Origin of the sequence: Sphingomonas sp. DG1-23, assembly GCF_030730875.1 — a bacterium.
Lineage (GTDB): Bacteria > Pseudomonadota > Alphaproteobacteria > Sphingomonadales > Sphingomonadaceae > Sphingomonas.
Map to the genome: position 1 here is coordinate 150,083 of NZ_JAVAMA010000006.1, position 25,831 is coordinate 175,913.

Consider the following 25,831-nt stretch of genomic DNA (forward strand, 5'->3'; position numbering starts at 1 on the left):
AAAAGGGGGCCTTGCGATGGCGAGACCCCCTGGGAAGCTCAGCGCTGCGCGAGGAGGATCGCGTTGGCGTCCTCGCGCTTCGGCGCGCGGAACGAGACGCGGGCACCGCCGGCATAGCCGCTCACCCAATCGCCCTTGACGACGAAGCGGAACTTGCCGCCCTTCGAGGCCTTGCCCTCGAGGACGAGCGCGTCGGCGGTCGGCGTCGCGGTATAGGCATAGGTCACGCCCTCATGGGTGAACACGCGCTCTCCGGCGAAAGCGGGGGTGGCGAAAGCAACGGTGGCGGCAGCAGCCGCGATCAGAAAACGAGTCACGATCTTGTCTCCTTCAAAACTCGAAAGAGCCAGACCGGCATCCTGTGGCAGTTTGTTCTGTTCTCGAAACGGAGAATGCTGCGCCGCAACAAAATGGACAATCGCAAAGCGCGTCGGCAGTGATTGCAATCCGTGCATCAATCGCGACGAGCCGAGCGCGTGACAAACTTCTGCGACAAGTCGCGCCTATCATCAGAGCGGCAACGAGAAGGTGAGGCATGGCCAGAGCAAGCATCGCGCTCAACCGCTTTGGTCTCGGCGCACGACCGGGCGACGCACCCGGCAGCGATCCGGCGGGCTGGCTGCTCGCGCAATTCGATTCGTACGAAGCGCGGCCGCAGCCGATCGCCGCGCTGGCGCCCGGCAGCCGCATCGCGCGCGAACTGACCGAATATCTGCGCGAAGTGCGGGTGCTCCGCCGCGAGAAGCGTCGGGATGCCGTGCCGCAGCCCGAAATGGAGGCCGAACCGGCGATGCGCGGCTCGGCGATGCCGGTCGTGCCCGAGCCGCGGGACAAGGCCGATCCGGTTGCGGAGGCGCGCCGCCTCGCCCGGCAGCAGGGCCGCGATCATTATGCGCGCGCAGTCTCGGCACGGACACTGGTCGCGCTCGACGCGCCGGCGCCGTTCGTCGAGCGGCTGGTGCATTTCTGGGCCAATCACTTCGCGGTTTCGGCCGACAAATTGACAATGGTCGGGCTGGCCGGGAGCCTCGAGTTCGAAGCGGTGCGCCCGCACGTGCTCGGCAGGTTCGGCGACATGCTCCACGCGGTCGAGCGCCATCCGGCGATGCTGGTCTATCTCGATCAGGCCCAGTCGGTGGGGCCGAACAGCGCGCTCGGACAGGCGTCCAGCCGGCGCGGACGAAAGGCCGGGCTCAACGAGAATCTCGCGCGCGAGATATTGGAACTGCACACTCTGGGGGTGCGCACCGGCTATAGCCAGGCCGACGTCACCGAATTCGCCAGGGCGATGACCGGCTGGACGGTTGCCGGACTCGGGCGGGGCAGGGGGCTTGCCGGCGGCGAGGGGAAAGCAGGCAGTTTCGTCTTCGCGCCGCGGCTGCACGAGCCGGGGGCGCGGACGATCCTCGGCAAGAGCTGGGCGCAGCAAGGCGAGGCGCAGGCGGCGGCGGTGCTCGACTTGCTCGCCGCGCACCCGGCGACGGCACGCCATGTCGCCACCAAGCTCGCGCGGCACTTCGCCGGCGACGCGCCGCCGCCGGCGCTGGTCGGGCGGCTCGAAGCTGCGTTTCTGCGCTCGGGCGGCGATCTGCCCAGCGTCTACCGCGTGCTGATCGAGGCACCCGAATGCTGGGTGGCGCAGCCGGTCAAGTTCAAATCGCCATGGGAGTGGACGATCTCGGCACTTCGGGGGCTGGGCGCGCAGCAGCTGCCGCCGATGGCGATGAACGGGCTGATGACCCAGCTCGGCCAGCCGGTGTGGCGGCCGGGTTCGCCGGCCGGATGGGACGATGTCGCCGCGAACTGGACCGGGCCCGATGCCGTGATGCGCCGCGTCGAGGCGGCAGAGCGACTGGCGCAGCGGACGCGCGACACCGTGGATGCGCGGACGCGCGCCGCCGAACTGCTTCCCGATGCGCTAAGCCAGAGCAGCGCGCAGTCGATTGCGCGCGCGGAGAGCCCGGCACAGGGGGTGGCGCTGATGCTGGTCGCGCCCGAATTCATGCGGAGATAGAAGATGATCACGCGTCGCAACTTCGTCGCGCTGGGCGCTTCCGCGGTTTTCGCATCCGGGTTCGGCGCGCCGATGGTGCTCGCCAAGGCCGCCACCCAGCGCCGGTTCGTCTTCATCATCCAGCGCGGCGCCGCTGACGGGCTCGGGACGCTCGCCCCGCTGGGCGATCCGGCCTTTGCCGGGCAGCGCGGGGTGCTGGCGCAGGATTTCGCGGCGGCGCCGAAGCTGGATTCCACGTTCGCGCTGCATCCGGCGATGGCCAATCTGCACGGGCTGTATCAGGCGAAGCAGGCGCTGTTCGTTCACGCGGTGGCCTCGCCCTATCGCGAGCGCTCGCATTTCGACGGGCAGAACGTGCTCGAGACCGGCGGCAGCAGCGCCTATGCGCTCAAGGACGGTTGGCTCAACCGGTTGCTGTCGCTGCTCCCGACCGAAGACCGGGCGATCGCGCTCGCCGCGACGATCCCGATGGCGCTGCGCGGTCCGGCCGAGGTGGCGAGCTACGCGCCCTCGGCGCTGCCCGATGCATCGGACGATCTGCTTGCACGGGTCTCGGCGATGTATCGCGAGGATGCGCAGCTTCATGCAATCTGGGAACAGGCGATCGCGACGCGGACGCTGACCAGCGATCTCGCCGCCGACAATGGCCGCAACGCCGCCGCGACCGGCGCGCTCGCCGCCAAATTGCTCGCGGCCGAGGGTGGCGCGCGAATCGCGATGATCGAGACCGGCGGCTGGGACACCCACGCCCAGCAGCGCGGGCGGCTCGCCGGGCAGCTCAAGGGGCTCGACGCGATGGTCGGCGCGATCCGCACGGGGCTGGGTCCGCTCTGGGCGGATACGCTGGTGGTGGTCGCCACCGAGTTCGGCCGGACGGTGAAGGTCAACGGCACGCAGGGGACCGATCACGGCACCGGAGCGCTGGCGATGCTGATGGGCGGGGCGGTGAATGGCGGTCGGGTAATGGCGGACTGGCCGGGGCTCTCGGATGCCGCCTTGCATGACGGGCGCGATCTTCGCCCGACGACGGGACTGGATGGGCTGCTCAACAGCGCCGTCGCCGCGCACTTCGATCTCTTGCCCGTGCGGGCGGCGCAGAAGTTGTTCCCCGACATGAAAAGCGCCGGCATCATGAAGGATCTGGTGCGGGGATGACGGGAGAGAGGCATTCGGCTAAGGCGCCGGCTCTCGTTCACTGTTGGAACCGCAATGACTCTCTACGTCCGTTTTGCCGCGCACCTTGATTCCGCTCTCGACGCGCTCGTCGCCGCAGGCGGCCTGCCTGCCGGACTGGAGCGCCGCGCGGTCACGGTCGAGCCGCCGCGCGACGCCAGCCACGGCGATCTCGCGACCAACGCGGCGATGGTGCTCGCCAAGCCGGCGGGGACCAATCCGCGCGCGCTCGCGGAGAAGATCGCCGGTGAACTGGAGAAGCTGGACGGAGTCTCGGCAGTGTCGGTGGCGGGGCCGGGATTCATCAACCTGACGCTGACCGACGACACCTGGCGTGGCGAGCTCGACGCGATCCTCGCGGCCGAGGGGGATTATGGCCGTTCGACGATCGGTGCGGGCGCGACGGTCAATGTCGAATATGTCTCGGCCAATCCGACCGGCCCGATGCACATGGGGCATTGCCGCGGCGCGGTGGTCGGCGATGCGCTCGCCAGCCTGCTCGAATTCGCCGGGCACAAGGTGGTGCGCGAATATTATGTCAACGATGCGGGCGGGCAGGTCGACGTGCTCGCCCGCTCGGCGCACCTGCGGTACCGCGAGGCGCTGGGCGAGACGATCGAGATCCCCGAGGGTCTTTATCCGGGCGAGTATCTGAAGCCGGTCGGCGAGAAGCTCGCCGCCGAATATGGCGACAAGTTCGTCGGCCAGCCAGAGGACGCGTGGCTCGCATTGTTCCGCAAGGAAGCGGTGGCGTCGATGCTGGTGATGATCAAGGCCGATCTCGCCTTGCTCGGCATCCATCACGACCTGTTCTCGTCCGAGGCCGAATTGCAGGCGGCGGGCAAGCCCGAGGCCGCCGAGGCGTGGCTGCGCGAGCGCGACCTCGTCTATGATGGCGTGCTCGAGGCGCCCAAGGGCGAGACTCCCGAGGATTGGGAGCCGGTCGAGCTGCCTTTGTTCCGCTCGACGCAGTTCGGTGACGATCAGGACCGGCCGATCAAGAAATCGAACGGGCAATGGACCTATTTCGGCGCCGACCTCGCTTACCATTTCCAGAAGGCGCAGGCGGCCGACCAATTGATCGACATCTGGGGCGCCGATCATGCCGGCACGGTCAAGCGGATCGTCGCCGCGGTGCAGGCGCTGACCGGGGGCAAGACCCGGTTCGACGTCAAGCTGGTGCAGATGGTGCGGCTGCTCCGCGCCGGCGAGCCGGTGAAAATGTCCAAGCGTTCCGGCAACTTCGTCACGCTTGCTGACGTCGTGAACGAAGTCGGCAAGGATGTGGTGCGCTTCACCATGCTGACTCGCAAGGCCGATGCCCAGATGGACTTCGATTTCGCCAAGGTGGTCGAGGCTTCGAAGGACAATCCGGTCTTCTATGTGAATTACGCCCATGCCCGGATCGCCTCGCTCCACCGCAAGGCGGGGGAGGCGGGGATTTCGTGCGCCAGCGCCGATCTGTCCCTGCTTGATACGGAAGAGCTGGCGCTGGTGAAGCTCGCGGCGCAGTTTCCGCGGGTGGTCGAGGGTGCCGCGCTGGCGCGCGAGCCGCATAGAATTGCCTTTTATCTCTATGACTTGTCGGCCGCTCTCCATGCTTTGTGGAATGTCGGAAACGACCGGCCCGAACGTCGCTTCCTGCTCGCCGATCAGCCTGGGCTGACCTGCGCGCGGCTGTTCTTGGCGCGCGGCGTGGGACAGATTATCCGTAATGGTCTAGGTCTCATGGGTGTCGAGGCCGTGCAGGAGATGCACTAGAATGAACCTGCGTACGGGCGAATATGACGAGCAGGATCGACTTCCCTGGCTGGAAACCGCCGAGGAAGATTATCCGCGGGACCATTCGGCCGCGCGCTTCATGCTGCTGGCGGTGCTGGCGCTTGCCGTGGTCGGGTTCGTCGCGGTCGGCTATCTCTGGTATCAGCGCCAGCAGACGGTGGGCACCGGCAATGGCGAGCTGATCAAGGCCCCGGCCGGCGACTACAAGGTCAAGCCCGACGAGCCCGGCGGGATGAAGGCCGAAGGCGAGGGCGACACGGTGTTCGCGACCAGCCAGGGCGCGGCGAGCAATTCGAGCATCAATGTCGGCGCGATTGCCGAGACGCCGGTACAGGGCACCCGCGCTGCGGCGGCGGGGAGCACGGCGCCGGGCACCAAGAACGTCAAGCTTGCGATCCCAAGCGCCAGCACGACCGGCGAGAATGCGCCGGCGGCGGGCGCGCGGCCCGCGACGGCGCGGCCGGGCTCGGGTTCGCTGATCCAGCTCGGCGCGTTTCCGGACGAGGCCGGCGCCAATGTCGCCTGGGCGCGGCTGTCGAAGCGGTTCGGCTATCTCGCACCACTCGGCAAATCGGTCGAGCGCGGTGAGGCCAATGGCCGCATCGTCTGGCGGTTGCGGGTGAACGCCGGCAGCAACCCGCAGGCGCGCGAGCTGTGCGGACGGCTTAAGGTCGCGGGCGAGAATTGCTTCATCGCGAATTGACGGCGGGGCGGAAGATCCGTTCGGCCTGAGCTTGTCGAAGGCCGGTCTCCGCGTGGCTATCGCCCTTCGACAGGCTCAGGGCGAACGGGGATATCGTCTTTCCCCTTTCCCATGGGATTGGCTAAGGGGCGTGCATGAAACCGGTAATCTTCGGCGTCTCGGGCCATGAACTGACCTCCGACGAGCGCGCCTTTTTCAAAGCGGCCGATCCGCTCGGCTACATCCTGTTCAGGCGCAATTGCGGCACCGTCGCGCAGATGAAGGCGCTGACCGACAGCCTGCGCGCACTCTCGGGCCGCGCCGACCTGCCGATCCTGATCGATCAGGAAGGCGGGCGCGTGGCGCGGATGGTGCCGCCCGAATGGCCGGCCTTCCCGGCGGGCGCGGCATTCGATGCGCTGTACGACGTCGCGCCGATCTCGGCGATCGAGGCGGCGCGCGCGAACGGACAGGCGCTGGCGATGATGCTCGCCGAAGTCGGGGTGAACGTGAATTGCGCGCCGTTGCTCGACGTGCGTCAGGCCGATGTGACTCCGGCGATCGGCGATCGTGCGTTCGGCGGCGACCCGATGCGGGTCGCCGCGCTCGGGCAGGCGATGCTCGAGGGGATGCGCCGGGGCGGCGTGGTCGGCGTGGTCAAGCACGTGCCGGGGCATGGCCGGGCGCTGGTCGACAGTCATTACGATTTGCCGCACGTCAAGGTGGATGCGGCGGCGCTCGAGAGCGATCTCGAGCCGTTCACGCGGCTCGCCGATGCGCCGATGGGGATGACCTGTCATGTCGTGTTCGAGGCGTGGGACCCCGAGCTGCCCGCGACTCTTTCGTCCGAGGTGATTTCGGAGATCATTCGCGGGCGGATCGGCTTCGACGGGCTGTTGATGACCGATGACATCGACATGAAGGCGCTGTCGGGCACCGCGGGTGAGAAGGCGTCGCGAGCGCTCGCCGCCGGGTGCGACGTGGTGCTCGATTGCTGGGCGCGGATGGACGAGATGGTCGAGATTGCCGGTCTGATCGGCGACGCCACGCCGGAATGCGTCGCGCGGCTGGAACGGGCGATGGCGACGATTGCGGGCACGAGCGAGACGGGCGATTTCGATGCGCTGATCGCCAAAAGGGATGCGTTGCTGGCGCTGGTCTAGCCTTTCGTCACCCCGGCCTCGTGCCGGGGTCCACCGTGCGGCGCTGGCTGCCCTCGAGGCACTAGCTTTTCCGCCGCGGATGCGTGGACCCCGGCACGAGGACGGGGTGACGGTTTGGGTTCGTCATGGTTGGGGAATGACAGCCGCGGTCGCCTCTGCTTAACTCGCCGCGATGAGCGACGCCGCAGACGACACCCTCAAGATCGATATCGAGGGCTGGGAAGGCCCGCTCGACCTGTTGCTCGCGCTCGCGCGCAACCAGAAGGTCGATTTGCGGCAGATCTCGATCCTCGAGCTGGTCGAGCAGTATCTGGCCTTCGTCAATCAGGCGCGCGCGTTGCGGCTTGAGCTCGCGGCGGACTATCTCGTGATGGCGGCGTGGCTGGCCTATCTCAAATCCGCGCTGCTGCTGCCGCGCAACCCGGAGGAGACGCCGAGTCCCGAGGAACTGGCGCTGCGCCTGCAACTGCGGCTCGAACGATTGAATGCGATGCGCGAGGCCGGCGCGCGGCTGGTGGCGCGCGACCGGCTGGGCCGCGACGTATTCCTGCGCGGCAGCCCGGAGGGGCTGCGCGTGGTGCGCAAAGGGCGGTACGAGGCCGAGATCTACGATCTGATCGCGGCCTATGGCCGGATCAGCGCGCGGACCCGGCCGGTGATGCACGTCGTCGCGCAGCGCGACGTGATGACGCTCGAAGAGGCGATCGAGCGGGTCTCGGCGCTGATCGGCGCGCGAATCGAGTGGAGCACGATCGAGACCTTTCTCCCCGAAGGCGCCAGCGGCACCTATCGCAAATCGGCGCTGGCCTCTTCGTTCGTCGCCGCGCTCGAGCTGGCGCGGCAGGGGCGGCTCGAGCTGCGCCAGAAATCGGCATTCGCGCCGCTCTATCTCAAGGCGAGCGCATGATTCCGCAGGACGATCTCGGCCGTGCCGTCGAAGCGGTGCTGTTCGCGTCCGAGCAGCCGATGACGGTCGACGAGATCAAGGCGCATATCGGCGCGGAGGCGGACGTGCGCGGGGCGCTGGCGGGACTGGAGGCGCTGTACGCGGGGCGAGGGATCGAACTGGTCCGCCGCGGCGAGCGCTGGCACTTCCAGACTGCCGCCGACCTCGCGCATCTGCTGCGGCGTGATCGCGAGGAGGCACGCAAGCTCAGCCGCGCGGGGATCGAGACGCTGGCGATCATCGCCTATCACGAGCCGGTCACGCGCGCCGAGATCGAGGCGATTCGCGGGGTGCAGATCTCCAAGGGCACGATCGACGTGCTGATGGAGGCGGGCTGGGTGCGGCCCGCGGGGCGGCGCGAAGTGCCGGGGCGCCCGCTCACCTACGCGACGACCGCGGGGTTTCTCAGCCAGTTCGGGCTCGCCAGCCGGCGCGACCTGCCGGGGATCGAGGATCTCAAGGCGGCGGGGCTGCTCGACCCGGTCGACCTCGCCTTCGAGGCGGCATTCGAGGACGAAGCGAGCGAAACTGTCACCGAAGCCGAATAGGGCTCGCGGACCGATTCGCACGGCGGCTGTGCTAGCCGTTGCTCCCGGCGCGCGCCGCGCCTAGATAGACCCCCGATACGAGGAGAGTTCCCATGGGTAGCATGAGCCTGATGCACTGGCTGATCGTCGGTGTGCTGGTGATTCTTTTGTTCGGCGGCAGCCGTTTCTCCAACATGATGGGAGACGTCGCCAAGGGCATCAAGCAGTTCAAGAAGGGCATGGCCGAGGACGACGAGGAAAAGCCGGTTCCGCCGACGCGGATCGAAGGCAAACCCGCGCCGACGCCGGACGCGAGCTTCCAGACCGAAGCCGAGCGCACCCGCGAAGAGCGCTGAGCTTTTCGCATCCATCCATGTTTGATCCGCGCCTCGCGAGGCGCGCCCGAGGCAGTGCCGAATGTTAGACGTAGCGCCGACCGAGTTGCTGCTTGTGGCCGTGGTGGCGCTGCTGGTGATCGGACCCAAGGACTTGCCCAAGGCGATGCGCTTCGTCGGCAAATGGGTCGGCAAGGCGCGGGGCGTGGCGCGCCAGTTCCGCTCGGGCTTCGACGCGATGGTGCGCGAATCCGAGCTGGCCGAGATGGAGAAGCAATGGGCGGCGGAGAATGAGCGGATCATGCGCGAGCATCCGCCGACGCCCGCGCTTCCCGCGCCGCAGCCCGAGCATTTCGCCCCTGCCGACGCCGACCCGGTCGATGCCGATCCGGTGATGGTCGAGCAGCCGGCGCTTTTCTCCGAGCCGCCGGAAGACCCCGCGCCCAAGCCGAAGCGCACCCGCAAGCCCAAGGCCGCAGCCCCGGACGAGCCGCAATCGTGAACGAGATCGACGACACCCAGGCGCCCTTGCTCGACCATCTCATCGAGCTCAGGCGCCGCCTTCTCTGGTCGCTCGCCGCATTGGTGGTGGCGTTCGGCGGCTGCCTCTATTTTGCGCGTCCGATCCTCGGGGTCCTCGTGGCGCCGCTCAAGGCTGCGGGACAGGTGACGATCATCAACACCGCGGTGACCGGCGGATTCATCGTCGAGCTCAAGGTGGCTTTCTTCGCCGCGCTGATGATCGCCTTTCCGGTGATCGCCAACCAATTGTGGCAATTCGTCGCGCCCGGGCTGTACCGCAAGGAAAAGCGCGCCCTGTTGCCCTTCCTGCTCGCCACCCCGGTGCTGTTCCTCGCCGGCGCGAGCATGGCTTATTTCATCGCAATTCCGGTGGCGCTCAAATTCCTGCTCGGCTTCCAGGGCGAACTCGCCGGCGTGACCCAGCAGGCGCTGCCCGAAGTGAACGAGTATCTGAAGTTCGTGATGCAGTTCATCTTCGGCTTCGGACTGTCGTTCCTCATGCCGGTGCTGCTGATGCTGCTCGAGCATGCGGGAATCGTCACCTTCGAGCAGCTCAAGGGCGCGTGGCGCTATGCGGTGGTAGGCGCGTTTGCGATCTCGGCGGTGCTCACGCCGCCCGATGTCGGGTCGCAGCTGTTGCTCGCGATCCCGCTCGTCGCGCTCTATTTCCTCGCTCTGGTGGCGATCTGGTTCACCCGGCGGCGGCGCGAGCGAGCAGCCGAGAGCGAGCCGGTCGCCTGATACGAAAAGCCCCTCCGCGCGGGGAGGGGCTTCGTTGACGCCGAAGGGAACGGCTTATTTGGCGTCGTCCGCCGTCTTGGCGACGGTGTCGCCCGCGGACGAAACGTCGCGGCCGACGCCTTCGACCGTGTTGCAGGCCGAAACCAGAATCGCACCGGCGAGGGCGGCACAGGTCAAGATCTTGCGCATTGAAACTCTCCAGCTTGTGGCGGGGAAGAAATGCCCGGACGCGTCAAATCGTTCCGCATCAGGCACGAAGGGCCATGGGCGGATCGGAAATTTCGATGTCGGGGGAAAGTGTTAGGCCCGGAAGCGTCACCGGGGGGGGGGAGGGTTGACGCTTCCGGGCCCATGTCTTGGATAGCGAGAGCGGGGGGGGCAAAAGGTCACTATCCGAATAGCAGAACGTGCATTGCGGGGGCGGGTTCCCGGCCCCTCACATTTTTTTTTGAAAAAAGTTCGGGCCGGAAAATCAGGCCGGAAGTCAGGCCAGAAATCGGGTCAAAAAATCAGGGACGCCCGGTGATCGAGATCGAGGCCTCATAGGCGCCGACCAGCGGATCGTGATGCAGCCGGGTGCGCAGCTGGCGCGCGAGGCCGAGGATGACGCGGCCGTAGCGGCTGTCGAGCAATGCCTCGAGCTCGGCGCTTTCGACCAGCGCGGGCGAAATGACGCGGAGGATCGCGCGATCGGGTTCGTCGGCGCCCTTGATCGAAATGCGGACTTGCGCGGTCGAATGGTTGTTCACCGCGAGCTCGACGAGTTCGGTGATCAGGAAAGCGACGGCGATCGCGACGTCCTGATTGACCAGCAGCGGCTCGATCTCGAGCGTGATCCCGAGACCCGCGGCGCGCTCGGGAGCGGTGGCGCGGATATTGGCGGCGAGCTCGCCGATGATCGAGCGCAGATCGAGCCCGCGATTCTCCTCGAGCTCGGCATAATGATGCCGATGGACCACCGCGAGCGCGTCGACGCGCCGCTGGATCGAGGCATAGGCCTCGGTCGCCTCGGCACTCTTCGCGCCGCGGGCATGGAAGTTGATCAGGCTGGAGATGACCTGGAGGTTGTTCTTGACGCGGTGGTGCACCTCGCGGGTGAGCCTGGTCTGGCGCACCAGCCCGTCGGCGAGGTCGGCTTCGTGGAGCCGCACCGTCCGGGTGATCTGCTGGAAGGTCTGGCCCAGCTCGCGAATCTCCAGTGCGGGGATCGCGCCGAAGCGCTTCATGTCGAGCACTTCGCCGGGCTGATAGCGGCCGACGCTGGTGCGCAGCCGGCGCAGGGGGCGGATCAGCAGAATGTCGACGACGAACCAGCCGATCGCCGCCGCGGCGATCCACATCAACACGAGCAGGACGGTGGTGATGATCAGCGGCGAGGTGATCGGCGCGCCGGGCATGACCATCTCGAGCGCGAGGCCGTCGAGCGAGAGATCACTGCGCGCCGTCTCGCGGCGTCCGAGCGGCCCGCCTGCGCCGAGATCGCGCAGCGACAAGCGCTCGCCTTCGCGGATCAGGGCCGCGCCATAATCCGGGACGAAGCCGCTGGGGCGCGCGAGTGCCGACAATACCGACACCGGATACCAGGCCGCTGCCGTCATGCCCGCGTTGCCGGCGATGCGCACGGCGAGCCCGTCGGCGAGCAAGGACGCGCGCGTCTCGCCCGGGCGAAGTGCCGCCGCCGCCGGAATCGTGAAGCGCTGACCGCACAACACGCGGCCGTGCGCGTCGGCGATGGCGAAGCGCGTGCCGCCTTGCGCGGCGAAGCTGCCGGCGAGGCGGATGCAACTGGCTGCATCGCGCGGGTCGCGCTCGAGCGCGGCGAGCGCCTGGCGCATCTGGCTCGCCTCGTTGGTGAGTATGTTCTCGACCGCGCCCGAACTCTCGTCGGCGACCGCGTGCAGTCGCGCACGCGCTTCGGTGTCGGCGGTCCGGGTGGTCTGGATGGTGGTGAACAAGGCGATCAGCGCGAGCGGAAGCAGCGCGCCGACGAGGATCAGGAAAACCTTGGCGCCCGTCGGCATGCGCGCCAGCGCCGCCGCGATACCCGTGGCACGCGGCTCCAGATCCGTACTGCTCATAGTCTCTGGCTAGTCGAGCTTCTTCAGCAGGTCGAGCAGATCATCGGGCACGGTTTCACGAACGGCCTCGTCATAGGCCTGGCGCAAAGCATCACCCACGCTGCGGCTGGGTTTGTTGCTCTCCGTCCCGCCTTTTGGCTTTGGCGGCCTTTTTTTTTCATCCTTTGCGGAACGCACCAATTCCCCCCGTGAGGACCCGAGTTTTGTCCGGGACCCGGACTGTGAATACGCATCGGCACCTGAGGTCCGATTAACGTCATGACGCCAGAGCGCAAGCGTTCCCGTGAAGGGTGCGCCGGCGCGCCCGTGATGCCTTGCACATCACGTGGCTTGGGCGATGAAACCAAATAGCGCGTCGATTGTTCCACAGGCGATGCGAAATCCGGGGAGGGGCTCCTTTGGACAGCAGAAACGATTGCAATGCAGGCGTCGGGGAGCGAGAAAGCCACCCCGCGCACTCGAAGGAGTAGAATTCCCTTATGTCGCTTGGACAGCAACTCGCGCCGCACCTTCCTCTGCTTCGGCGCTATGCGCGCGCGCTCACCGGCAGCCAGGCCGAAGGTGACCGTTACGTACGTGCCGCGCTCGAGGCGATCGTCGCCGCGCCCGACCAGTTTCCCCGCGAAGTCGATCCGCGGCTCGGCCTCTACCGGACCTTCCAGGCAATCTGGCAGTCGACCCATCTCGAGGAAGAGGACTTCATCGAGGATAATTCCAACGAAGCAGAATCGATCGCGCGCAAGCGGCTCGCCCGCCTTACGCCGCTGTCGCGTCAGGCGCTGTTGCTCACCACGGTCGAAGGCTTCAGCATCGAGGATGCGGGCTATCTGATCGAGGAGGATCCCGCGCAGGTCTCGACCCTCGTCGCCGAGGCCGTCGCCGAGATCGAGCGTCAGACCCGCACCCGCGTGATGATCATCGAGGACGAGCCGCTTATCGCGATGGATCTCGAGCAGATCGTTCGCGACCTCGGTCATGAAGTGACCGGCGTGGCCGTCACGCGCGACGAAGCGGTCGCGCTGGCGATGGAGGATCGTCCGGGCCTCGTGCTCGCCGACATCCAGCTCGCCGACGACAGCTCGGGCATCGATGCGGTGAAGGACATCCTCGCCGAGTTCAGCGTGCCGGTGATCTTCATCACCGCCTTCCCCGAGCGGCTGCTGACCGGCGAGCGGCCCGAGCCGACCTTCCTGATCACCAAGCCGTTCCAGCGCGAGACGGTGAAGACGACGATCAGCCAGGCATTGTTCTTCGATCAGGCGACGGTGCCCGCCGCGGCCTGAAAAATTCCGTCCCGGGTTCCACACGATACGGACCCAAAACGGTTTTGGCGGGTTTAGGGGGCATGGCTGAGAATGAAGAACCCATCCATGTCTCCACCGACCGGGCCCGCGCCGGTACAACGCCGCATATGACTCGCTATGTACTGGGCTTCGGCCTGGTGCTGGTAGTCATTGCCTTCGCTGTCATCCTCTGGTCCTGAACCCTTCACGGGCAGTTCCAAAAATGCTGGCAATCGCGCCTGCGGCGCCTATCTCCAATCAGCGCCGCATCATGGCACGCGCAAGTGAACGGGATCGAATGACTGAGTCCGAACTGCACGACGATCGCGAGGACGCGGCAGCCGAGCCGCCGCGTGAGCACGTTGCGCTATCCGATCCCGAGTTCAAGAAGCAGCTCGCGACGGTGATCCCCCATCTCCGCGCGTTCGGCCGCTCGCTTTCGGGCAGCCGCGACCTCGCCGACGATCTGGTGCAGGAGACGCTGCTCAAGGCATGGGCGGCGCGCCAGCGCTTCCAGGCCGGCACCAACATGCGGGCATGGACCTTCATCATCCTGCGCAACCTCTATCTTTCCCAGATGCGTCGCGCGCGCTTCAAGGGCGAATGGGACGATCTGGTCGCCGACCGGCTGCTCGCCGCGCCGGCGAGCCAGGATCGTCACGTCGAACTGAACGACATGCAGCGCGCGCTGCTGCACTTGCCGCAACCCCAGCGCGAGGCGCTGATCCTCGTCGGCGCCGGCGGCTTCGCCTATGAGGAAGCCGCCGAGATCTGCAACGTCGCGGTCGGCACGATCAAGAGCCGCGTCGCCCGCGGCCGCGTCGCGCTCGAGAATTTGCTCACCGAGGGCCAATTGCCGTCGCGGCGCGAGAGCCTGCCCAATCCGGGCGGCAAGAGCGCGCTCGACACGATCATGGCCGAAGTCGACGATCTCAGTCGCGACCGCTGAGCTGCGGGCCGTCGATCCGCGGCCTCAGTGTGTGGCCGGCACCTCGAGCCGGTTCAGGCTGCGAAGCAGCATGACCATGTCTTCGGGAATTCCGGATTCGCGTTCGAACGCATCGCGCAGCGAAACTGCTATCGCGTCGCTGGCGCGAGGGCGCTCGACGCGATAAGCGCGCAATTGGGCCTCGGGGGCGGAGAAGGATGACGGGCGGGTCACGATACAAAAACGTCCTGACTTCACATTTGTTGCTTGACAATTGTAAATGTGTTGTTCCCGGCGCGTATCGACAAGGGGTTTCCGCATGATTTGCGGGGACTTGCAGAGCGCCGTTGATCTTGCACGCGCCCATGCGCCGTTCCTCGCGATGCTGCTCGGGCGCGAGTCGCAACTGCTCGACGATCTGGAGCAGGCGCTGGACGACCCGCTGAAAGCCGCGCGTCTGATCCATGGCGAAATGCCCGAGTCGCAGCGCTTGCGGATCGAGCGGCGGCGGCTGGCGCTGCTGGTCGCGCTCGGCGATTTGTCGGGTCGGTTCGATCTGACCCGGGTCACCAACCTGCTCAGCGACTTTGCCGACGATGCGCTCGATCGCGCGATCCGCACCGCCATCCGCGAGCGCACGCCCGACGCCGAACCGCTGGGATTTTCCGCGATCGCCTTGGGCAAGCTTGGCAGCCGCGAACTCAATTATTCGTCCGACATCGACCCGATCCTGATCTTCGATCCCGAAACCTTGCCGCGCAAACCGCGCGAGGAGCCGGTGGATGCCGCGGTGCGGATCGGCCGGCGGGTGGTCGAATTGCTCCAGGCGCGCGATGGCGATGGCTATGTGATGCGGGTGGATCTGCGGCTGCGGCCCTCGCCCGAGGCGACCCCGATCGCACTGCCGGTCGAGGCGGCGATCTCGTATTACGAATCGCAGGCGCTCCCCTGGGAGCGCGCGGCATTCATCCGGGCGCGCGCCAGTGCGGGGGATCTCGGGCTCGGCGGGCAGTTCCTCGAGGCGATCCGGCCGTTCGTGTGGCGGCGCGCGGTCGATTACGGAACGATCCGCGAGATCCGCGACATCTCGCGCCGGATCCGCGACCATTATGCGCAGGCGCAGGCTTTCGCCCCCGGCTATGATCTGAAGCGGGGTCGCGGCGGCATTCGCGAGATCGAATTCTTCGCGCAGATTCATCAGCTGATTCACGGTGGACGCGATTCCGCGTTGCGGGTGCCGGCGACGCGCGACGCATTGGCCGCGCTCGCCGCCGACGGAAGGATCGATGCCGACGACGCCGCGGCGCTGACTGCGGCCTATGTCGAGTTTCGTACCGTCGAACACCGGCTGCAGATGGTCGACGATCTCCAGACGCACACCTTGCCGCCGGGGCAGGAAGCGCTCGACAATGTCGCCGCGCTGCACGGCATGGAGAATGGGGCGGCGCTGATCGAGCGGCTGCGGCCCCATGTCGCCCGCGTGGGCACGGTGTACGACGCGCTCGCCGGCGAGGACGAAGCGCGGCTGCCTGCCGATCCGGAGACGCTCCAGTCGCGACTGGGCGCGGCAGGATTCGACAATCCGGCGGGCGCGCTGCGGATCGTCGAAGGGTGGCGGGGCGGGGGCTATCCGTCGCTGCGTTCGCCGCAAGCGCGCGAGGCGCTGGAGGCGCTGCTGCCGGGGCTGATCGAGGCCTTCGCGCAGGCGCCCGACAGCACGCACGCGATCACGCGCTTCGATGCGATGCTCTCCCGGCTGCCCAGCGCGATCAACTTCTTCCGGTTGCTCGAGGCCCAGCCGGGGCTGGCCCGGCTGCTGAGCGCGATCCTGTGCCATGCGCCGACACTGGCCGAGCAATTGGGGCGGCGCGCCGAACTGCTCGACGGCTTGATCGATGCGAGTGCGCTCGAGCCGGTCGCCGATATTCCGGAACTGGTTGCCGAGATGGCGGCGCGCGAGCGGGGCGCCGATTACCAGTGGCAGCTCGAGCATGTCCGCCGGCTGGTCGGCGAGAAACGCTTTGCCCTCGGCGCGCAGATCGTCGCGGGAGCGAGCGATCCGCTCGACGTGTCGCACGGCTATGCGCGGATCGCCGAGGCGGCGATCGAGGTGCTGGCGGCGGCGACGGTCGAGGAATTCGTGCGCGCGCATGGGCGGGTGCCGGAAAGCGAATTGGCGATCCTCGCGCTCGGGCGGATGGGCGGCCAGGCGCTCACCCATGCTTCCGATCTCGACCTCGTCTATCTGTTCACCGGCGACTATGCCGCCGAATCCGACGGCCCGAAACCCTTGGGCGCCGTGATCTATTATAACCGGCTGGCGCAGCGCGTTACGGCGGCCCTGTCGGTCGCCACCGCGGCGGGGCCGCTCTACGATGTCGATACGCGGCTGCGGCCTTCAGGGGCCCAGGGGCCGCTATCGGTCTCGCTCGACGCGTTCGCCCGCTATCAGCGCGAGGACGCGTGGACATGGGAGCATATGGCGCTCACGCGGGCGCGGCCGGTGTTCGGATCGGAGGCGGCGCGCGCGGCGGTTCAGGCGATCGTCGACGATGTGCTGCGCGGTGCACGGCCCGAGCGCGACGTGCTCGCCGACGCGGCGAAGATGCGCGACGAGATGGCGGCGCACAAGCCGCCGGCGGGGCCGCTCGACGCCAAATTGCTGCCGGGCGGGCTGGTCGATCTCGAATTCGCGGTGCACGTGCGCCAGCTGCGGCACCGCACCGCGTTCGCGCCGCAACTGCGCAAGGCGATCGGGCTGCTGGTCGGGGAGGGGCTGCTGCCCGAGACGATGCTGGGCGCCTATGACCTGCAATCGCGGTTGTTGGTGACGCTGCGGCTGGTCGCCCCCGATGCGCAGCCGCCGGGAGAGACGACGCAGGCATTGATCGCGCGTGCAGTCGGGCTGGGTGCCTGGGACGAGGTGGTTGCCTCGCTCGAACGGACCCGGCAGGAGGTGCGCGATTGCTGGGCGGAAATCCGCGCCGGCGGCTGACGGAGACGAGGGATGATCGAACCCGGGGATGCACTGCCCGCAGTGATGCTGGAGGGGAAGGACGGCCCGATCGCGCTCGCGGGGCGCAAGCGGCCGCTGGTGCTCTATTTCTATCCGAAGGACGATACCGCGGGCTGCACCCGCGAGGCGCAGGACTTTTCGGCGCGACTGACGGACTTTGCGGCGCTCGGCGTGGATGTTCTCGGCGTGTCGAAGGACAATGCTGCAAAGCATCGGAAATTCTCGGAAAAATACGAGCTTACCGTGCCGTTGGCGACCGATGACGGGACGGCGATGGAAGCGTTCGGGGTGTGGATCGAGAAGCAGCTCTACGGGCGGCGCTACATGGGCGTGGACCGCTCGACCTTCCTGTTCGGGCCGGACGGCAAATTGGTCCGCGCGTGGCGCAAGGTGCGCGTGCCGGGGCATGTCGAGGCGGTGCTCGCTGCGGCTAAGGAGATGCTCGACAGGTGACCCGCAGCGTCGCCGAGGCAGCGCGGGCGGTGCTCGACGCAGCCGACCCGCCCGCCAAGATCAAGGCGGCGCGGGCGGCGGCGCGCGACTGGCGGCTGGGCCGGCTCGACCATCGTTTCGACGTGACGATGCCCGATCGCCCGGCGCGTCCCGACCGGCCCGAATTGCTCCCGCCCAACCGGATGCCCAAGCGCGGCAAGGGCGGATCGGAGCGCGGCCGCGTCGCGCTGATCCACGCGCTGGCGCATATCGAGTTCGCGGCGATCGACCTCGCCTTCGATGCGTTGGGGCGGTTCGGCGGCCGATTTCCGCGCGGCTTCGCCGACGACTGGATGCGGGTCGGCGCCGACGAGGCGATGCATTTCGCCTTGCTCGACCGGCGGCTGAAGCAGCTCGGAAGCCATTACGGCGCTCTGCCGGCGCATGACGGGCTGTGGGACGCGGCAGCGGCGACGGCGCATGATCCGCTGGCCCGAATGGCAGTGGTCCCGATGGTGCTCGAAGCGCGCGGGCTCGACATAACCCCTTCGACGATCGAGAAATTCCTCGCGGTGGGAGACGCTGCGACGGCGAAGATCCTGACCCGGATCCTGACCGACGAAATAGCGCATGTCCGGGCCGGAACGCGCTGGTTCGAATCAGGCTGCGCGCAACAAAATATTAACCCTGAAGCCACGTGGCAGCAGCTTGTCCGCACCTATTTCCGGGGACTGATTAAACCTCCATTCAACGACTCGGCGCGCGACTCAGCCGGTCTGACGCGCGGCTACTATCAAGCCCTTGCGGTTCCCTGATTTCTCAGGCCAAACCCCGGCACGTCCAGAAGGCGGAGGGGCTGCTCCATGGACATTGATATTTTTGTAAGCCGATCACCGGGTCGCATCGGTGCGTGCTTGCCTTGAATTGTCGGGGACTCATGGCCAACGCTACGAAGCTCAATAATGCGAACCTTGGCACTCGGTTCCGCAATTTTTTCACCACCCGCGATTTTATTTTCCACGACGGCCGTGATCTGCGCCGTTTCAGCATTGCCGGCCGCACCCAGGCGTTGCTCGCCGGTGTCGCCGCGGTCACTGTCCTTTTTTCGGGCTACGGCGTTTCGCAGGCGATGGCCGGCGCGATCGCGGTGAGCGGCGTGAGCGCGGTTCCGGGTTCGCCCGAGGCGCAGGTCGCGAAGATGCGGTCGCAGGTCGCCAGGATGCAGGCCGAAGTCGCCGCGGCCAAGGAAGCCGCCAGGCTGCAGGCCGCCCGCGTCGAACAGCGCCAGGCACTGATCTCGGCAGTGCTTTCGGGCAAGGGCGATGCCGCAGCGCTCGAGAATGCCGCCTTGCAGACTGCCCCCGAGACCAGCGCAGTCGCCGATGAAATGCTTGCGCCGCTTCGCGAAGTCGAGCAGCGCCAGGCGGCGCTCGCCGGCAAGGCACGCGCCGCCGGCGAAGCCCGCTATCAGCAGACCGCCAGCCATTTCCGCCGTCTGGGCCTTGCCCCCGAGCGCTATGTCCGCGTGAGCGGCGGCGCGATGGGCGGCCCGTACGAGCCGATGGACGACAATAATGACGGCGCCGCGGGCTCGGACTCGGCCGAGAGCGCCGATGCGCAGTTCCGCGCATTGTTCCTGACGTGGAAGAAGCTCGACGCGCTCGAGCAGACGGTGATCTCGATCCCGTCGATGCAGCCGGTCGACAAATTGCTCTTCACCTCGAGCTTCGGGGTGCGTTCGGACCCGTTCCGCGGCACTGCCGCGATGCACGCCGGCGTCGACATTCCCGGCTCGATCGGCACGCCGATCTACGCCACCGCCGACGGCATCATCAGCCACGCCGGGCGCCAGGGCGGCTATGGCAACCTCGTCCAGATCAATCACGGCCGCGGCATCGAGACGCGCTATGGCCATCTTTCGAAGATCCTCGTCGCCGACAACACCCGCGTTCGCCGCGGGCAGATGATCGGCCTGATGGGCTCGACCGGCCGTTCGACCGGCAGCCACCTCCATTACGAAGTCCGCGTCGACGGGAAGGCGGTCAATCCGATCCCGTTCCTCCAGACCGGCGAATATTTGACCGCGGTCCAGAACCGCGCGCAGGGCGGCGTAGGCGGCCCCGCGAAGTAAGAGGCAGGAGAGGAGAGGGGTCGTCCGTGAGGCGGCCCCCACCCCTCCGATCCCATATACCTGCCAGGGGCCGGGTGTCGCGTCGCCAATATTGCGCGGGCAAGCCGGCGCGCCTATCTCCCCTCCCATGGCCACCGTCCTCAACCCCGACATCGCGCTGACCCCCGCTGCCGCCGCGCGAGTCGCGGCAATCGCGGCGAAGCAGGGCAGGCCGGCGATCCTCCGCCTTTCGGTGGAGGGTGGCGGCTGTTCGGGATTCCAGTACAAGTTCGGCATGGCCGAAGCCGTCGAAGCCGACGACGCCGTCGCCGAGACCGATGGCGTCCGGCTCGCGGTCGATCCGATCAGCCTCGATCTGGTGCGCGGCGCGCAAGTCGATTTCGTCGACAATCTCGGCGGCGCGCATTTTGCGGTGACCAACCCGAATGCCGCCTCGGGCTGCGGCTGCGGCACCAGCTTTTCGGTCTGATCCCGACGCGCCGTCACGGCTGGCGCTGCGCCGCGCACGCCGCTAACCATCGCGCATGAAAATCGTCACCTACAACGTCAACGGGATCAAGGCGCGCATGGAGCGCCTGCTGGAATATCTCGACGAGCAGAAGCCCGATCTCGTGTGCCTGCAGGAGCTCAAGGGCGCCGACGAGACGCTGCCGGTCGGCGCTATCGAGAAAGCGGGCTATGGCGCGGTCTGGCACGGCCAGAAGGGCTTCAACGGCGTCGCGGTCCTCGCGCGCGGCGCCCAGCCGGTCGAGCGCCAGCGCGGCCTCGACGGCGATCCGGAGGATGCCCATAGCCGCTATATCGAAGTCGAGGCCGGCGATCTGGTGATCGCCTCGATCTATCTGCCCAATGGCAATCCGCAGCCCGGACCCAAATTCGATTACAAGCTGAAATGGATGGACCGGCTGGCCGATCGCGCGCGCGCGCTGCTCGCCGAGGAACGCCCGGTGGTACTCGCCGGCGACTTCAACGTCATTCCCAATGACGACGACACCTTTTCGGTGCGCGCGATGGCGAGCGACGCGCTGATGCAGCCCGAATCGCGGCAGCGCTATCGGAGCCTGCTCGCGCAGGGCTGGACCGACGCGCTGCGCACGCGCTTCCCGGGCGGCGGGATCTGGACCTTCTGGGACTATCAGGCCGGCTGCTGGCAGCGCGACGCCGGGTTCCGGATCGACCATCTGCTGCTCAGCCCGCAAGCGGCCGACCGGCTCGTCGGCGCCGGCGTCGACAAGGAATATCGCGGCCGCGAAAGGGCCAGCGATCATGCCCCGACCTGGGCGACGCTGCGCTGAGAACCTGTTTCGCGTCGCCGCGATCGTTCAGATGTCCGCTATCGCACAATCGACACTGTCCCTTTCCGGACACTGCCGCGCCTGAATTCCCAACTCTTGGCGTGTACTGCTGTGTTATGGCGGTGACTTGAATGTGTCACATCCATAACTATTTGAAATTAAACAACTCTGCTGTTTGGCACGGTCGATGCAAAGTATCGGGGGCAGGCGGAACGAGGGAGCGCCTGGTGTCTGAAAGCAGAGGAGTAAAGGGAATGATCACTCGTAACACTGGCCGCGTCACCAGCGTCGCCGCCGCCATGATCGCCGCCGTGGTTCTGGTCGCAGGCGCCACCGCGCCGGCCTATGCCGCCGATCCGACCACCGAAGCGCCCAAGGCGGCCGCCAAGGTGGAGAAAGCCGATCGCTACTGCGTCGTCGAGACCCCGACCGGCAGCCATCGTCGCCAGAAGGTTTGCCGCACCCGCGCCGAATGGATCGCGCGGTCGGGCATCGATCCCGCCGCCGAAGCGCGCAAGTAACTGTCAAAAAGGGCCCGCGGCGCCGGCGTTCCCGCCGCGGGCTCGATCTCAGATCGGCTTCTGGTAGATCACATATTCGCGGTTGATCCGGCTCTCGATCGTATCGGCGATCGCGATCATCCCCTGATTGTCGTCGAGGATCCAGCCGATCTCGCCACGTGCCGCGCCATAATTGGGAACGGCGGAGCGCCGAATATATTCGATCATCATAAAGGCCAGCTGACTTGCCATGCGCGAGCTCTGCAGCCTTTTGACCACGCCCATCAGCGGCACCCGCATCGTCGTCGCCCTGGGCTTGCGCAGCCAGAGCAGCAGCTTCGCCCAGCCGAACGGAAACAGCTTGCCCCTGAGCGGCTTCAGCGGCTCGTTGAAGTCGGGCAGGGTGATCATGAACGCCACCGGCTCGCCCTCGACTTCGGCGATCATGATCAGATCCTCGAAGACCAGCGGCTTCAATTTCTTGCCGACATCGTCGATCTCGGGCTGGGTGAGCGGCACGAACCCCCAATTGTCCGACCATGCATCGTTGAGGATCGCCAGGATGGTCGCGGCTTCCTCGTCGAAGCGCGCCTTGTTGACCCTGCGGATGCGAATCTTGGCGTTTTTCTCGCCGGCCGCGATGATGCGCTGGACCAGCGGGGGAAAGCCTTGGGTGATGTCGAGATCATAGGTCAGCAGCTTCTTGGCGGGGGCGTAGCCCAGCCCCTCGATCCAGCCCTGATAATGCGCCGGATGATGCCCCATCAGCACCGTGGGGGAATGATCATGGCCCTTCACCAGCAGCCCGGGCTCTTCCCAGATCGACAGGCTGACCGGGCCGAGCGCGCGCGTCATGCCCTTGCCCTTCAGCCAAGCCTCGGCCTGTGCGATCAGAGCGGCGGCGGTCTCGGCATCCTCGGCCTCGAACAGTCCCCAGAAGCCGGTACCGGGCCCGAAGCCCTGCTCCGGCGGCATTTCGAGGGCGAGCCGGTCGATGTGCGCCGAGATGCGGCCGACGATTTTGCCGTCACGCTCGGCGAGGAAAAGCTGCGCCTCGGCGTGGCTGAACCAGCCATTCTTCCTGGGATCGATCGTCGCCTTCACTTCGTCGCGGAGCGGCGCCACCCAATGCGGATCACTGCCGTTCAGGCGATAGGCTAGCTCGACGAAAGCATTGGTATCCGCCTTGGTGACGACGGGGCGGATGGCAGGTGCGGGCATGTAGGCAGGCCTTTGACAGAGGTGCGCCGAAGTCCCGCCTGAGGGCGGTGCTTGTCAAGCGGAACCTGCCCGAGCCACGCCAGCCCCCTGTTGTTGCCCATATTGAGCCACTATCTAGAGGCAATGGAAATACCCATGAACAGCTCTATCGCACTGGATTTGCGCGATGTCGCGGCGCCCGACGCCACGGCCGCGCGCGCCGCGGCGGGGCGCATCGCCGACGACAAGGCGATGCTGCGCGCCGCTGCCGAGATCGCACGCGACCTGCACAAGGCGCGCCCGGCCATCTATTGGGCCGATCTGACCGCATCGGCGGTGGTCGGCTATGGCGCGCTCGCGTTGGCGATCACCCTCGCCACGCCGGGCCTCGCCTTGCTTGCCGCCTTCGTGTCGGTGCTCGGGCTCTATCGGGCCGCGAGCTTCATCCACGAACTCACGCACATGAAGCATTCGACCGTCCCCGGCTTCCGCTTCGGCTGGAATGCGCTGATCGGGGTGCCGCTGATGGTGCCGTCGTTCATGTATGAGGGCGTTCACAACCTCCATCACGCCCGCACCCGCTACGGCACGGTCGAGGATCCCGAATATCTGCCGCTGGCGCTGATGAAGCCGTGGTCGCTGCCGATGTTCGTGCTGATTTCGGCGCTGGCGCCGATCGGGCTGCTGATCCGCTACGGCGTATTGGCGCCGTTGTCGCTGGCGGTGCCGGGGCTGCGCAAGATGGTGGTCGAGCGCTATTCGGGCCTGGTGATCAACCCCGCCTTCCGCCGCCGTCCGGCCGAGGGCGCCGCGCGCACCCATTGGCTGTGGCAGGAAGCCGCCACCAGCGTCTGGGCGATCGCCCTGATGGGGCTGACCGCCGCCGGCGTGATCCCGCTGCGGGCCTTCCTGATCTTCCTCGGCGTGGTTTCCGCGACGACCGTGATCAACCAGGTTCGCACCCTCGTCGCGCATCTCTGGGAGAATGAAGGCGAGGCGATGACGGTGACCGCGCAGTATCTCGACAGCGTCAACGTGCCGCCGCCGGCCTTGCTGCCCGCATTGTGGGCGCCGGTGGGCTTGCGCTATCACGCGCTGCACCATCTGCTGCCTAGCGTTCCCTATCACAATCTCGGCGTGGCGCATCGCCGTCTGACCGCGATGGTCGAGCCGGACTCGCCCTATCACAAAGCGAGCTATGCCGGTCTGCCTGGGCTGGTGGGCCAGTTGGCACGCAGCACCATGGGGATCCGCCGCTAGGGCGAGCGATCAGGCTGGAACACTACCGGGCCGGCCCCTTGCGGGGCCGGCCTTTCGTTTGAGGTGCCGGGCAAGAATGAAAAGAGGCGGCCCCGATGACGGAGTCCGCGGCGCCTTAGACCGGGACCGTGAACGCCTGCCGCGCGCGTGCGGCCTCTTCACGGACGACGCAGCCCTCGGCGTGATCGTTGATCAGGCCCATGGCCTGCATGAAGGCATAGACCGTGGTCGGACCGACAAATCTCCAGCCGCGCTTCTTGAGGTCCTTCGACAATGCAATCGATGCGGGCGAAGTCGAAGCGGTCTGCGGGGGTGTCAGTTCTCCGGGGCCGGGCTCGAAACCCCAGATATAGGCGGCGAAGGAGCCGCACTCCGACACGAGTTCCTTCAGGCGCTTCGCGTTGTTGATGACGGCGGCGATCTTGCCGCGATGACGAACGATACCGGCGTCGCCGAGCAGGCGCTCGACATCGGCTTCGGTAAAGGCAGCGATCCGCTCGAAATCGAACGCGTGAAAAGCCGCGCGAAAATTCTCGCGCTTGGCGAGGATGGTGCGCCAGCTCAGGCCGGACTGGAAACCTTCGAGACAGAGCTTCTCGAACAGCCGGCGATCCTCGCCGACCGGAAATCCCCATTCGCGGTCGTGATAGGCAAGGAACTCCGGCGCGGCCGCGCACCAGCCGCAGCGCGGCTGTCCGTCCGGGCCCGGGACCGTGGCGCTCATGAGAGCCCTATTCCTCGGTTCTGAGCAAAACCGCCTCGCCGATCATCAGGAACAGGAGGAAGGGGGCCCAGGCGGCGAGGAAGGGCGGGTAGGCTCCGAGATTGCCCATCGCCAGCGCGAAATTGTCGGCGACGAAATAGAGGAAGCCGAGCGCCATGCCGATCACCGCGCGCACGAACAATTTGCCCGACCGCGCGATGCCGAACGCCGCGACGGCGCCGAGCAATGGCATCAGCACCGACGAGAGCGGCCCCGAAAGCTTGTGCCACAGCGAGCCTTCGAGCGCCTTGGTGGGGCGGCCGGCGAGCTTGAGATCGTCGATCACTTCGCGCAGCGCGCCGAACGACAGCCCGTCGGCGTTGATGTGGCTGAGCGTGAACTGGTCGGGGCGCACCCCGTCGGCGATGCGCATCGGCGCAAGCGGCGCGATCGTCCCCGCCGCGACGTCGAAGCGCTGCACGCCGTCGATCCGCCAGCCCTTGCCGTCGCGGGCGCCATGTTTCGCCGTCAGGATCGCGCGAAGCGACTGGCCGCTGCGCTCGTAGACGGTGATGTTGTACAGCTGCGCCGCCTCGCCCTTGCCGCGGATCTGATCGACCGCGATCAGATTGCTGCCGTCCTTGACCCAGACGTTCGAACGATCGCCGCGATCGATCGGGAGAGGGCCGTAATCGACCTTCTTCCATTGCTCGAGCGTCGCGGTGGAGCGTGCGACGATGCGCTCGTTGAAGGCGAAGGACAAAGCGGCGACGCCGAACGCAGTGAGCAGCAACGGCGCGAGCACCTGGTGCGCCGAGAGCCCCGAGGCCTTCATCGCGATGACTTCGCTGTTCTGGTTGAGCTGCGAAAGCGCGAGGATCGTGCCGAGCAACACCGAGAAGGGCAGGAATCGCGCGATGATCTCGGGGGTGCGCAGCCCGACATAGCGCCAGATCTCGGCCTCGCCATTGCCGGCATAGGCCATGATCTTCCCCGATTCGCTGAGCAGGTCGAGCGCCTGGAGCACCAGCACCAGAGCCGCCAGAATGGCGAAAGTGCGCACGAGGAACATCTTGCCCATGTAGAGCGACATCGTGCGCGACGGGAAGAAATTGACCCA

At 66.9% G+C, this 25,831-nt stretch carries 29 protein-coding genes; 21 read left to right on the forward strand and 8 right to left on the reverse strand.

From position 1 onward, the window contains the following. Window positions 1-38: 38 nt before the first annotated feature. Window positions 39-317, reverse strand: coding sequence for a hypothetical protein (locus Q9Q95_RS11660; RefSeq protein ID WP_306097162.1), 279 nt, complete (start codon window positions 315-317; stop codon window positions 39-41). A 218-nt stretch (window positions 318-535) separates the two neighbouring features. Between Q9Q95_RS11660 and Q9Q95_RS11665 the strand changes: the two genes are divergently transcribed. The 10 genes from Q9Q95_RS11665 to tatC all read left to right on the forward strand — a co-directional run bounded on the left by Q9Q95_RS11665 (window position 536) and on the right by tatC (window position 9,885). Continuing rightward, entirely contained in the window at window positions 536-2,014 is a 1,479-nt protein-coding gene (locus tag Q9Q95_RS11665) for a DUF1800 family protein (protein WP_306097164.1), read from the forward strand. A 3-nt stretch (window positions 2,015-2,017) separates the two neighbouring features. Next, window positions 2,018-3,169 carry a DUF1501 domain-containing protein gene (locus Q9Q95_RS11670; RefSeq protein ID WP_306097165.1) on the forward strand — a complete coding sequence of 384 codons (1,152 nt, stop codon included), beginning with the start codon at window positions 2,018-2,020 and terminating at the stop codon, window positions 3,167-3,169. Between the two features lie 54 nt (window positions 3,170-3,223). After that, on the forward strand, window positions 3,224-4,948 hold the full coding sequence (argS, locus tag Q9Q95_RS11675) for an arginine--tRNA ligase (protein ID WP_306097167.1): 1,725 nt from the start codon (window positions 3,224-3,226) through the stop codon (window positions 4,946-4,948). A 1-nt stretch (window position 4,949) separates the two neighbouring features. Then, a complete protein-coding gene (locus Q9Q95_RS11680; RefSeq protein ID WP_306097169.1) occupies window positions 4,950-5,672 on the forward strand; it encodes an SPOR domain-containing protein in 723 nt (240 codons plus the stop codon). Window positions 5,673-5,806: 134 nt separating this feature from the next. Continuing rightward, window positions 5,807-6,814 (forward strand): beta-N-acetylhexosaminidase, encoded by a 1,008-nt coding sequence (gene nagZ, locus Q9Q95_RS11685; RefSeq protein WP_306097170.1) that lies wholly within the window; start codon window positions 5,807-5,809, stop codon window positions 6,812-6,814. Between the two features lie 172 nt (window positions 6,815-6,986). Beyond that, the gene (locus tag Q9Q95_RS11690) at window positions 6,987-7,721 is read left to right on the forward strand and encodes a ScpA family protein (protein ID WP_306097172.1); all 735 of its coding nucleotides are present in this window, start codon (window positions 6,987-6,989) and stop codon (window positions 7,719-7,721) included. Continuing rightward, a complete protein-coding gene (scpB, locus tag Q9Q95_RS11695; protein WP_306097174.1) occupies window positions 7,718-8,308 on the forward strand; it encodes an SMC-Scp complex subunit ScpB in 591 nt (196 codons plus the stop codon). The genes Q9Q95_RS11690 and scpB overlap by 4 nt, the downstream gene beginning before the upstream one ends. A 92-nt stretch (window positions 8,309-8,400) precedes the next feature. Then, window positions 8,401-8,643, forward strand: a complete 243-nt coding sequence (locus tag Q9Q95_RS11700; RefSeq protein ID WP_306097176.1) for a twin-arginine translocase TatA/TatE family subunit — start codon at window positions 8,401-8,403, stop codon at window positions 8,641-8,643. Window positions 8,644-8,704: 61 nt separating this feature from the next. Then, on the forward strand, window positions 8,705-9,124 hold the full coding sequence (tatB, locus tag Q9Q95_RS11705) for a Sec-independent protein translocase protein TatB (RefSeq protein ID WP_306097178.1): 420 nt from the start codon (window positions 8,705-8,707) through the stop codon (window positions 9,122-9,124). Next, window positions 9,121-9,885, forward strand: coding sequence for a twin-arginine translocase subunit TatC (gene tatC, locus Q9Q95_RS11710; RefSeq protein ID WP_306097180.1), 765 nt, complete (start codon window positions 9,121-9,123; stop codon window positions 9,883-9,885). The genes tatB and tatC overlap by 4 nt, the downstream gene beginning before the upstream one ends. A 54-nt stretch (window positions 9,886-9,939) precedes the next feature. Here the strand turns inward: tatC and Q9Q95_RS11715 are convergent, their stop codons facing one another. The 3 genes from Q9Q95_RS11715 to Q9Q95_RS11725 form a co-directional block, all read right to left on the reverse strand. After that, complete coding sequence (locus Q9Q95_RS11715) at window positions 9,940-10,074, reverse strand: entericidin A/B family lipoprotein (RefSeq protein ID WP_306097181.1); 135 nt, start codon at window positions 10,072-10,074, stop codon at window positions 9,940-9,942. A 320-nt stretch (window positions 10,075-10,394) separates the two neighbouring features. Then, complete coding sequence (locus Q9Q95_RS11720) at window positions 10,395-11,963, reverse strand: sensor histidine kinase (RefSeq protein ID WP_306097184.1); 1,569 nt, start codon at window positions 11,961-11,963, stop codon at window positions 10,395-10,397. 9 nt (window positions 11,964-11,972) lie between these two features. After that, a complete protein-coding gene (locus Q9Q95_RS11725) occupies window positions 11,973-12,140 on the reverse strand; it encodes a NepR family anti-sigma factor (protein ID WP_306097186.1) in 168 nt (55 codons plus the stop codon). Between the two features lie 302 nt (window positions 12,141-12,442). Here Q9Q95_RS11725 and Q9Q95_RS11730 point away from each other — a divergent pair, with 302 nt between their 5' ends. The 3 genes from Q9Q95_RS11730 to Q9Q95_RS11740 all read left to right on the forward strand — a co-directional run bounded on the left by Q9Q95_RS11730 (window position 12,443) and on the right by Q9Q95_RS11740 (window position 14,195). Continuing rightward, the gene (locus Q9Q95_RS11730) at window positions 12,443-13,246 is read left to right on the forward strand and encodes a response regulator (RefSeq protein WP_306097188.1); all 804 of its coding nucleotides are present in this window, start codon (window positions 12,443-12,445) and stop codon (window positions 13,244-13,246) included. 62 nt (window positions 13,247-13,308) lie between these two features. Then, window positions 13,309-13,446: a hypothetical protein gene (locus Q9Q95_RS11735; RefSeq protein ID WP_306097191.1), complete on the forward strand. Its 138-nt coding sequence runs from the start codon at window positions 13,309-13,311 to the stop codon at window positions 13,444-13,446. 98 nt (window positions 13,447-13,544) lie between these two features. Beyond that, window positions 13,545-14,195 carry a sigma-70 family RNA polymerase sigma factor gene (locus tag Q9Q95_RS11740; RefSeq protein WP_306097194.1) on the forward strand — a complete coding sequence of 217 codons (651 nt, stop codon included), beginning with the start codon at window positions 13,545-13,547 and terminating at the stop codon, window positions 14,193-14,195. 24 nt (window positions 14,196-14,219) lie between these two features. Here the strand turns inward: Q9Q95_RS11740 and Q9Q95_RS11745 are convergent, their stop codons facing one another. After that, a complete protein-coding gene (locus Q9Q95_RS11745) occupies window positions 14,220-14,495 on the reverse strand; it encodes a hypothetical protein (RefSeq protein ID WP_306097196.1) in 276 nt (91 codons plus the stop codon). Here Q9Q95_RS11745 and Q9Q95_RS11750 point away from each other — a divergent pair. From Q9Q95_RS11750 to Q9Q95_RS11780, 7 genes are all read left to right on the forward strand, one after another. After that, complete coding sequence (locus Q9Q95_RS11750; protein ID WP_306097197.1) at window positions 14,494-17,169, forward strand: bifunctional [glutamine synthetase] adenylyltransferase/[glutamine synthetase]-adenylyl-L-tyrosine phosphorylase; 2,676 nt, start codon at window positions 14,494-14,496, stop codon at window positions 17,167-17,169. The genes Q9Q95_RS11745 and Q9Q95_RS11750 overlap by 2 nt on opposite strands. 12 nt (window positions 17,170-17,181) lie before the next feature. Beyond that, entirely contained in the window at window positions 17,182-17,643 is a 462-nt protein-coding gene (locus Q9Q95_RS11755; protein ID WP_306097199.1) for a peroxiredoxin, read from the forward strand. Next, window positions 17,640-18,437: a ferritin-like domain-containing protein gene (locus Q9Q95_RS11760; protein WP_306097201.1), complete on the forward strand. Its 798-nt coding sequence runs from the start codon at window positions 17,640-17,642 to the stop codon at window positions 18,435-18,437. The genes Q9Q95_RS11755 and Q9Q95_RS11760 overlap by 4 nt, the downstream gene beginning before the upstream one ends. A 122-nt stretch (window positions 18,438-18,559) precedes the next feature. After that, the gene (locus tag Q9Q95_RS11765; RefSeq protein ID WP_306097203.1) at window positions 18,560-19,753 is read left to right on the forward strand and encodes a M23 family metallopeptidase; all 1,194 of its coding nucleotides are present in this window, start codon (window positions 18,560-18,562) and stop codon (window positions 19,751-19,753) included. Between the two features lie 127 nt (window positions 19,754-19,880). Continuing rightward, window positions 19,881-20,222: an iron-sulfur cluster insertion protein ErpA gene (gene erpA / locus Q9Q95_RS11770; RefSeq protein WP_306097205.1), complete on the forward strand. Its 342-nt coding sequence runs from the start codon at window positions 19,881-19,883 to the stop codon at window positions 20,220-20,222. Between the two features lie 55 nt (window positions 20,223-20,277). After that, complete coding sequence (gene xth, locus Q9Q95_RS11775; protein ID WP_306097207.1) at window positions 20,278-21,048, forward strand: exodeoxyribonuclease III; 771 nt, start codon at window positions 20,278-20,280, stop codon at window positions 21,046-21,048. A gap of 254 nt (window positions 21,049-21,302) precedes the next feature. Then, window positions 21,303-21,569 (forward strand): hypothetical protein, encoded by a 267-nt coding sequence (locus Q9Q95_RS11780; protein WP_306097209.1) that lies wholly within the window; start codon window positions 21,303-21,305, stop codon window positions 21,567-21,569. A 48-nt stretch (window positions 21,570-21,617) separates the two neighbouring features. On the opposite strand, the gene Q9Q95_RS11785 is transcribed toward Q9Q95_RS11780, so the two are convergent. Further along, window positions 21,618-22,769: an N-acetyltransferase gene (locus tag Q9Q95_RS11785; protein WP_306097211.1), complete on the reverse strand. Its 1,152-nt coding sequence runs from the start codon at window positions 22,767-22,769 to the stop codon at window positions 21,618-21,620. A gap of 135 nt (window positions 22,770-22,904) precedes the next feature. On the opposite strand from Q9Q95_RS11785, the gene Q9Q95_RS11790 reads away from it, so the two are divergent. After that, a complete protein-coding gene (locus tag Q9Q95_RS11790; protein WP_306097212.1) occupies window positions 22,905-24,008 on the forward strand; it encodes a fatty acid desaturase in 1,104 nt (367 codons plus the stop codon). A 115-nt stretch (window positions 24,009-24,123) separates the two neighbouring features. Here Q9Q95_RS11790 and Q9Q95_RS11795 read toward each other — a convergent pair whose 3' ends face one another. Together Q9Q95_RS11795 and lptG are read right to left on the reverse strand one after the other, a co-directional pair. Beyond that, window positions 24,124-24,732, reverse strand: a complete 609-nt coding sequence (locus Q9Q95_RS11795; RefSeq protein ID WP_306097214.1) for a DNA-3-methyladenine glycosylase I — start codon at window positions 24,730-24,732, stop codon at window positions 24,124-24,126. 7 nt (window positions 24,733-24,739) lie between these two features. Next, window positions 24,740-25,804 carry an LPS export ABC transporter permease LptG gene (gene lptG, locus Q9Q95_RS11800; protein WP_306097423.1) on the reverse strand — a complete coding sequence of 355 codons (1,065 nt, stop codon included), beginning with the start codon at window positions 25,802-25,804 and terminating at the stop codon, window positions 24,740-24,742. Between the last annotated feature and the right edge of the window lie 27 nt (window positions 25,805-25,831).

Coding starts and splice junctions, on each gene's coding strand:
- Q9Q95_RS11665 (WP_306097164.1), top strand. CDS start 536: ATGGCCAGAGCAAGCATCGCGCTCAACCGCTTTGGTCTCGGCGCACGA.
- Q9Q95_RS11670 (WP_306097165.1), top strand. CDS start 2,018: ATGATCACGCGTCGCAACTTCGTCGCGCTGGGCGCTTCCGCGGTTTTC.
- argS (WP_306097167.1), top strand. CDS start 3,224: ATGACTCTCTACGTCCGTTTTGCCGCGCACCTTGATTCCGCTCTCGAC.
- Q9Q95_RS11680 (WP_306097169.1), top strand. CDS start 4,950: ATGAACCTGCGTACGGGCGAATATGACGAGCAGGATCGACTTCCCTGG.
- nagZ (WP_306097170.1), top strand. CDS start 5,807: ATGAAACCGGTAATCTTCGGCGTCTCGGGCCATGAACTGACCTCCGAC.
- Q9Q95_RS11690 (WP_306097172.1), top strand. CDS start 6,987: ATGAGCGACGCCGCAGACGACACCCTCAAGATCGATATCGAGGGCTGG.
- scpB (WP_306097174.1), top strand. CDS start 7,718: ATGATTCCGCAGGACGATCTCGGCCGTGCCGTCGAAGCGGTGCTGTTC.
- Q9Q95_RS11700 (WP_306097176.1), top strand. CDS start 8,401: ATGGGTAGCATGAGCCTGATGCACTGGCTGATCGTCGGTGTGCTGGTG.
- tatB (WP_306097178.1), top strand. CDS start 8,705: ATGTTAGACGTAGCGCCGACCGAGTTGCTGCTTGTGGCCGTGGTGGCG.
- Q9Q95_RS11715 (WP_306097181.1), bottom strand. CDS start 10,074: ATGCGCAAGATCTTGACCTGTGCCGCCCTCGCCGGTGCGATTCTGGTT.
- Q9Q95_RS11720 (WP_306097184.1), bottom strand. CDS start 11,963: ATGAGCAGTACGGATCTGGAGCCGCGTGCCACGGGTATCGCGGCGGCG.
- Q9Q95_RS11730 (WP_306097188.1), top strand. CDS start 12,443: ATGTCGCTTGGACAGCAACTCGCGCCGCACCTTCCTCTGCTTCGGCGC.
- Q9Q95_RS11735 (WP_306097191.1), top strand. CDS start 13,309: ATGGCTGAGAATGAAGAACCCATCCATGTCTCCACCGACCGGGCCCGC.
- Q9Q95_RS11740 (WP_306097194.1), top strand. CDS start 13,545: ATGACTGAGTCCGAACTGCACGACGATCGCGAGGACGCGGCAGCCGAG.
- Q9Q95_RS11750 (WP_306097197.1), top strand. CDS start 14,494: ATGATTTGCGGGGACTTGCAGAGCGCCGTTGATCTTGCACGCGCCCAT.
- Q9Q95_RS11745 (WP_306097196.1), bottom strand. CDS start 14,495: ATGCGGAAACCCCTTGTCGATACGCGCCGGGAACAACACATTTACAAT.
- Q9Q95_RS11755 (WP_306097199.1), top strand. CDS start 17,182: ATGATCGAACCCGGGGATGCACTGCCCGCAGTGATGCTGGAGGGGAAG.
- Q9Q95_RS11765 (WP_306097203.1), top strand. CDS start 18,560: ATGGCCAACGCTACGAAGCTCAATAATGCGAACCTTGGCACTCGGTTC.
- erpA (WP_306097205.1), top strand. CDS start 19,881: ATGGCCACCGTCCTCAACCCCGACATCGCGCTGACCCCCGCTGCCGCC.
- xth (WP_306097207.1), top strand. CDS start 20,278: ATGAAAATCGTCACCTACAACGTCAACGGGATCAAGGCGCGCATGGAG.
- Q9Q95_RS11780 (WP_306097209.1), top strand. CDS start 21,303: ATGATCACTCGTAACACTGGCCGCGTCACCAGCGTCGCCGCCGCCATG.
- Q9Q95_RS11785 (WP_306097211.1), bottom strand. CDS start 22,769: ATGCCCGCACCTGCCATCCGCCCCGTCGTCACCAAGGCGGATACCAAT.
- Q9Q95_RS11790 (WP_306097212.1), top strand. CDS start 22,905: ATGAACAGCTCTATCGCACTGGATTTGCGCGATGTCGCGGCGCCCGAC.
- Q9Q95_RS11795 (WP_306097214.1), bottom strand. CDS start 24,732: ATGAGCGCCACGGTCCCGGGCCCGGACGGACAGCCGCGCTGCGGCTGG.
- lptG (WP_306097423.1), bottom strand. CDS start 25,804: ATGTCGCTCTACATGGGCAAGATGTTCCTCGTGCGCACTTTCGCCATT.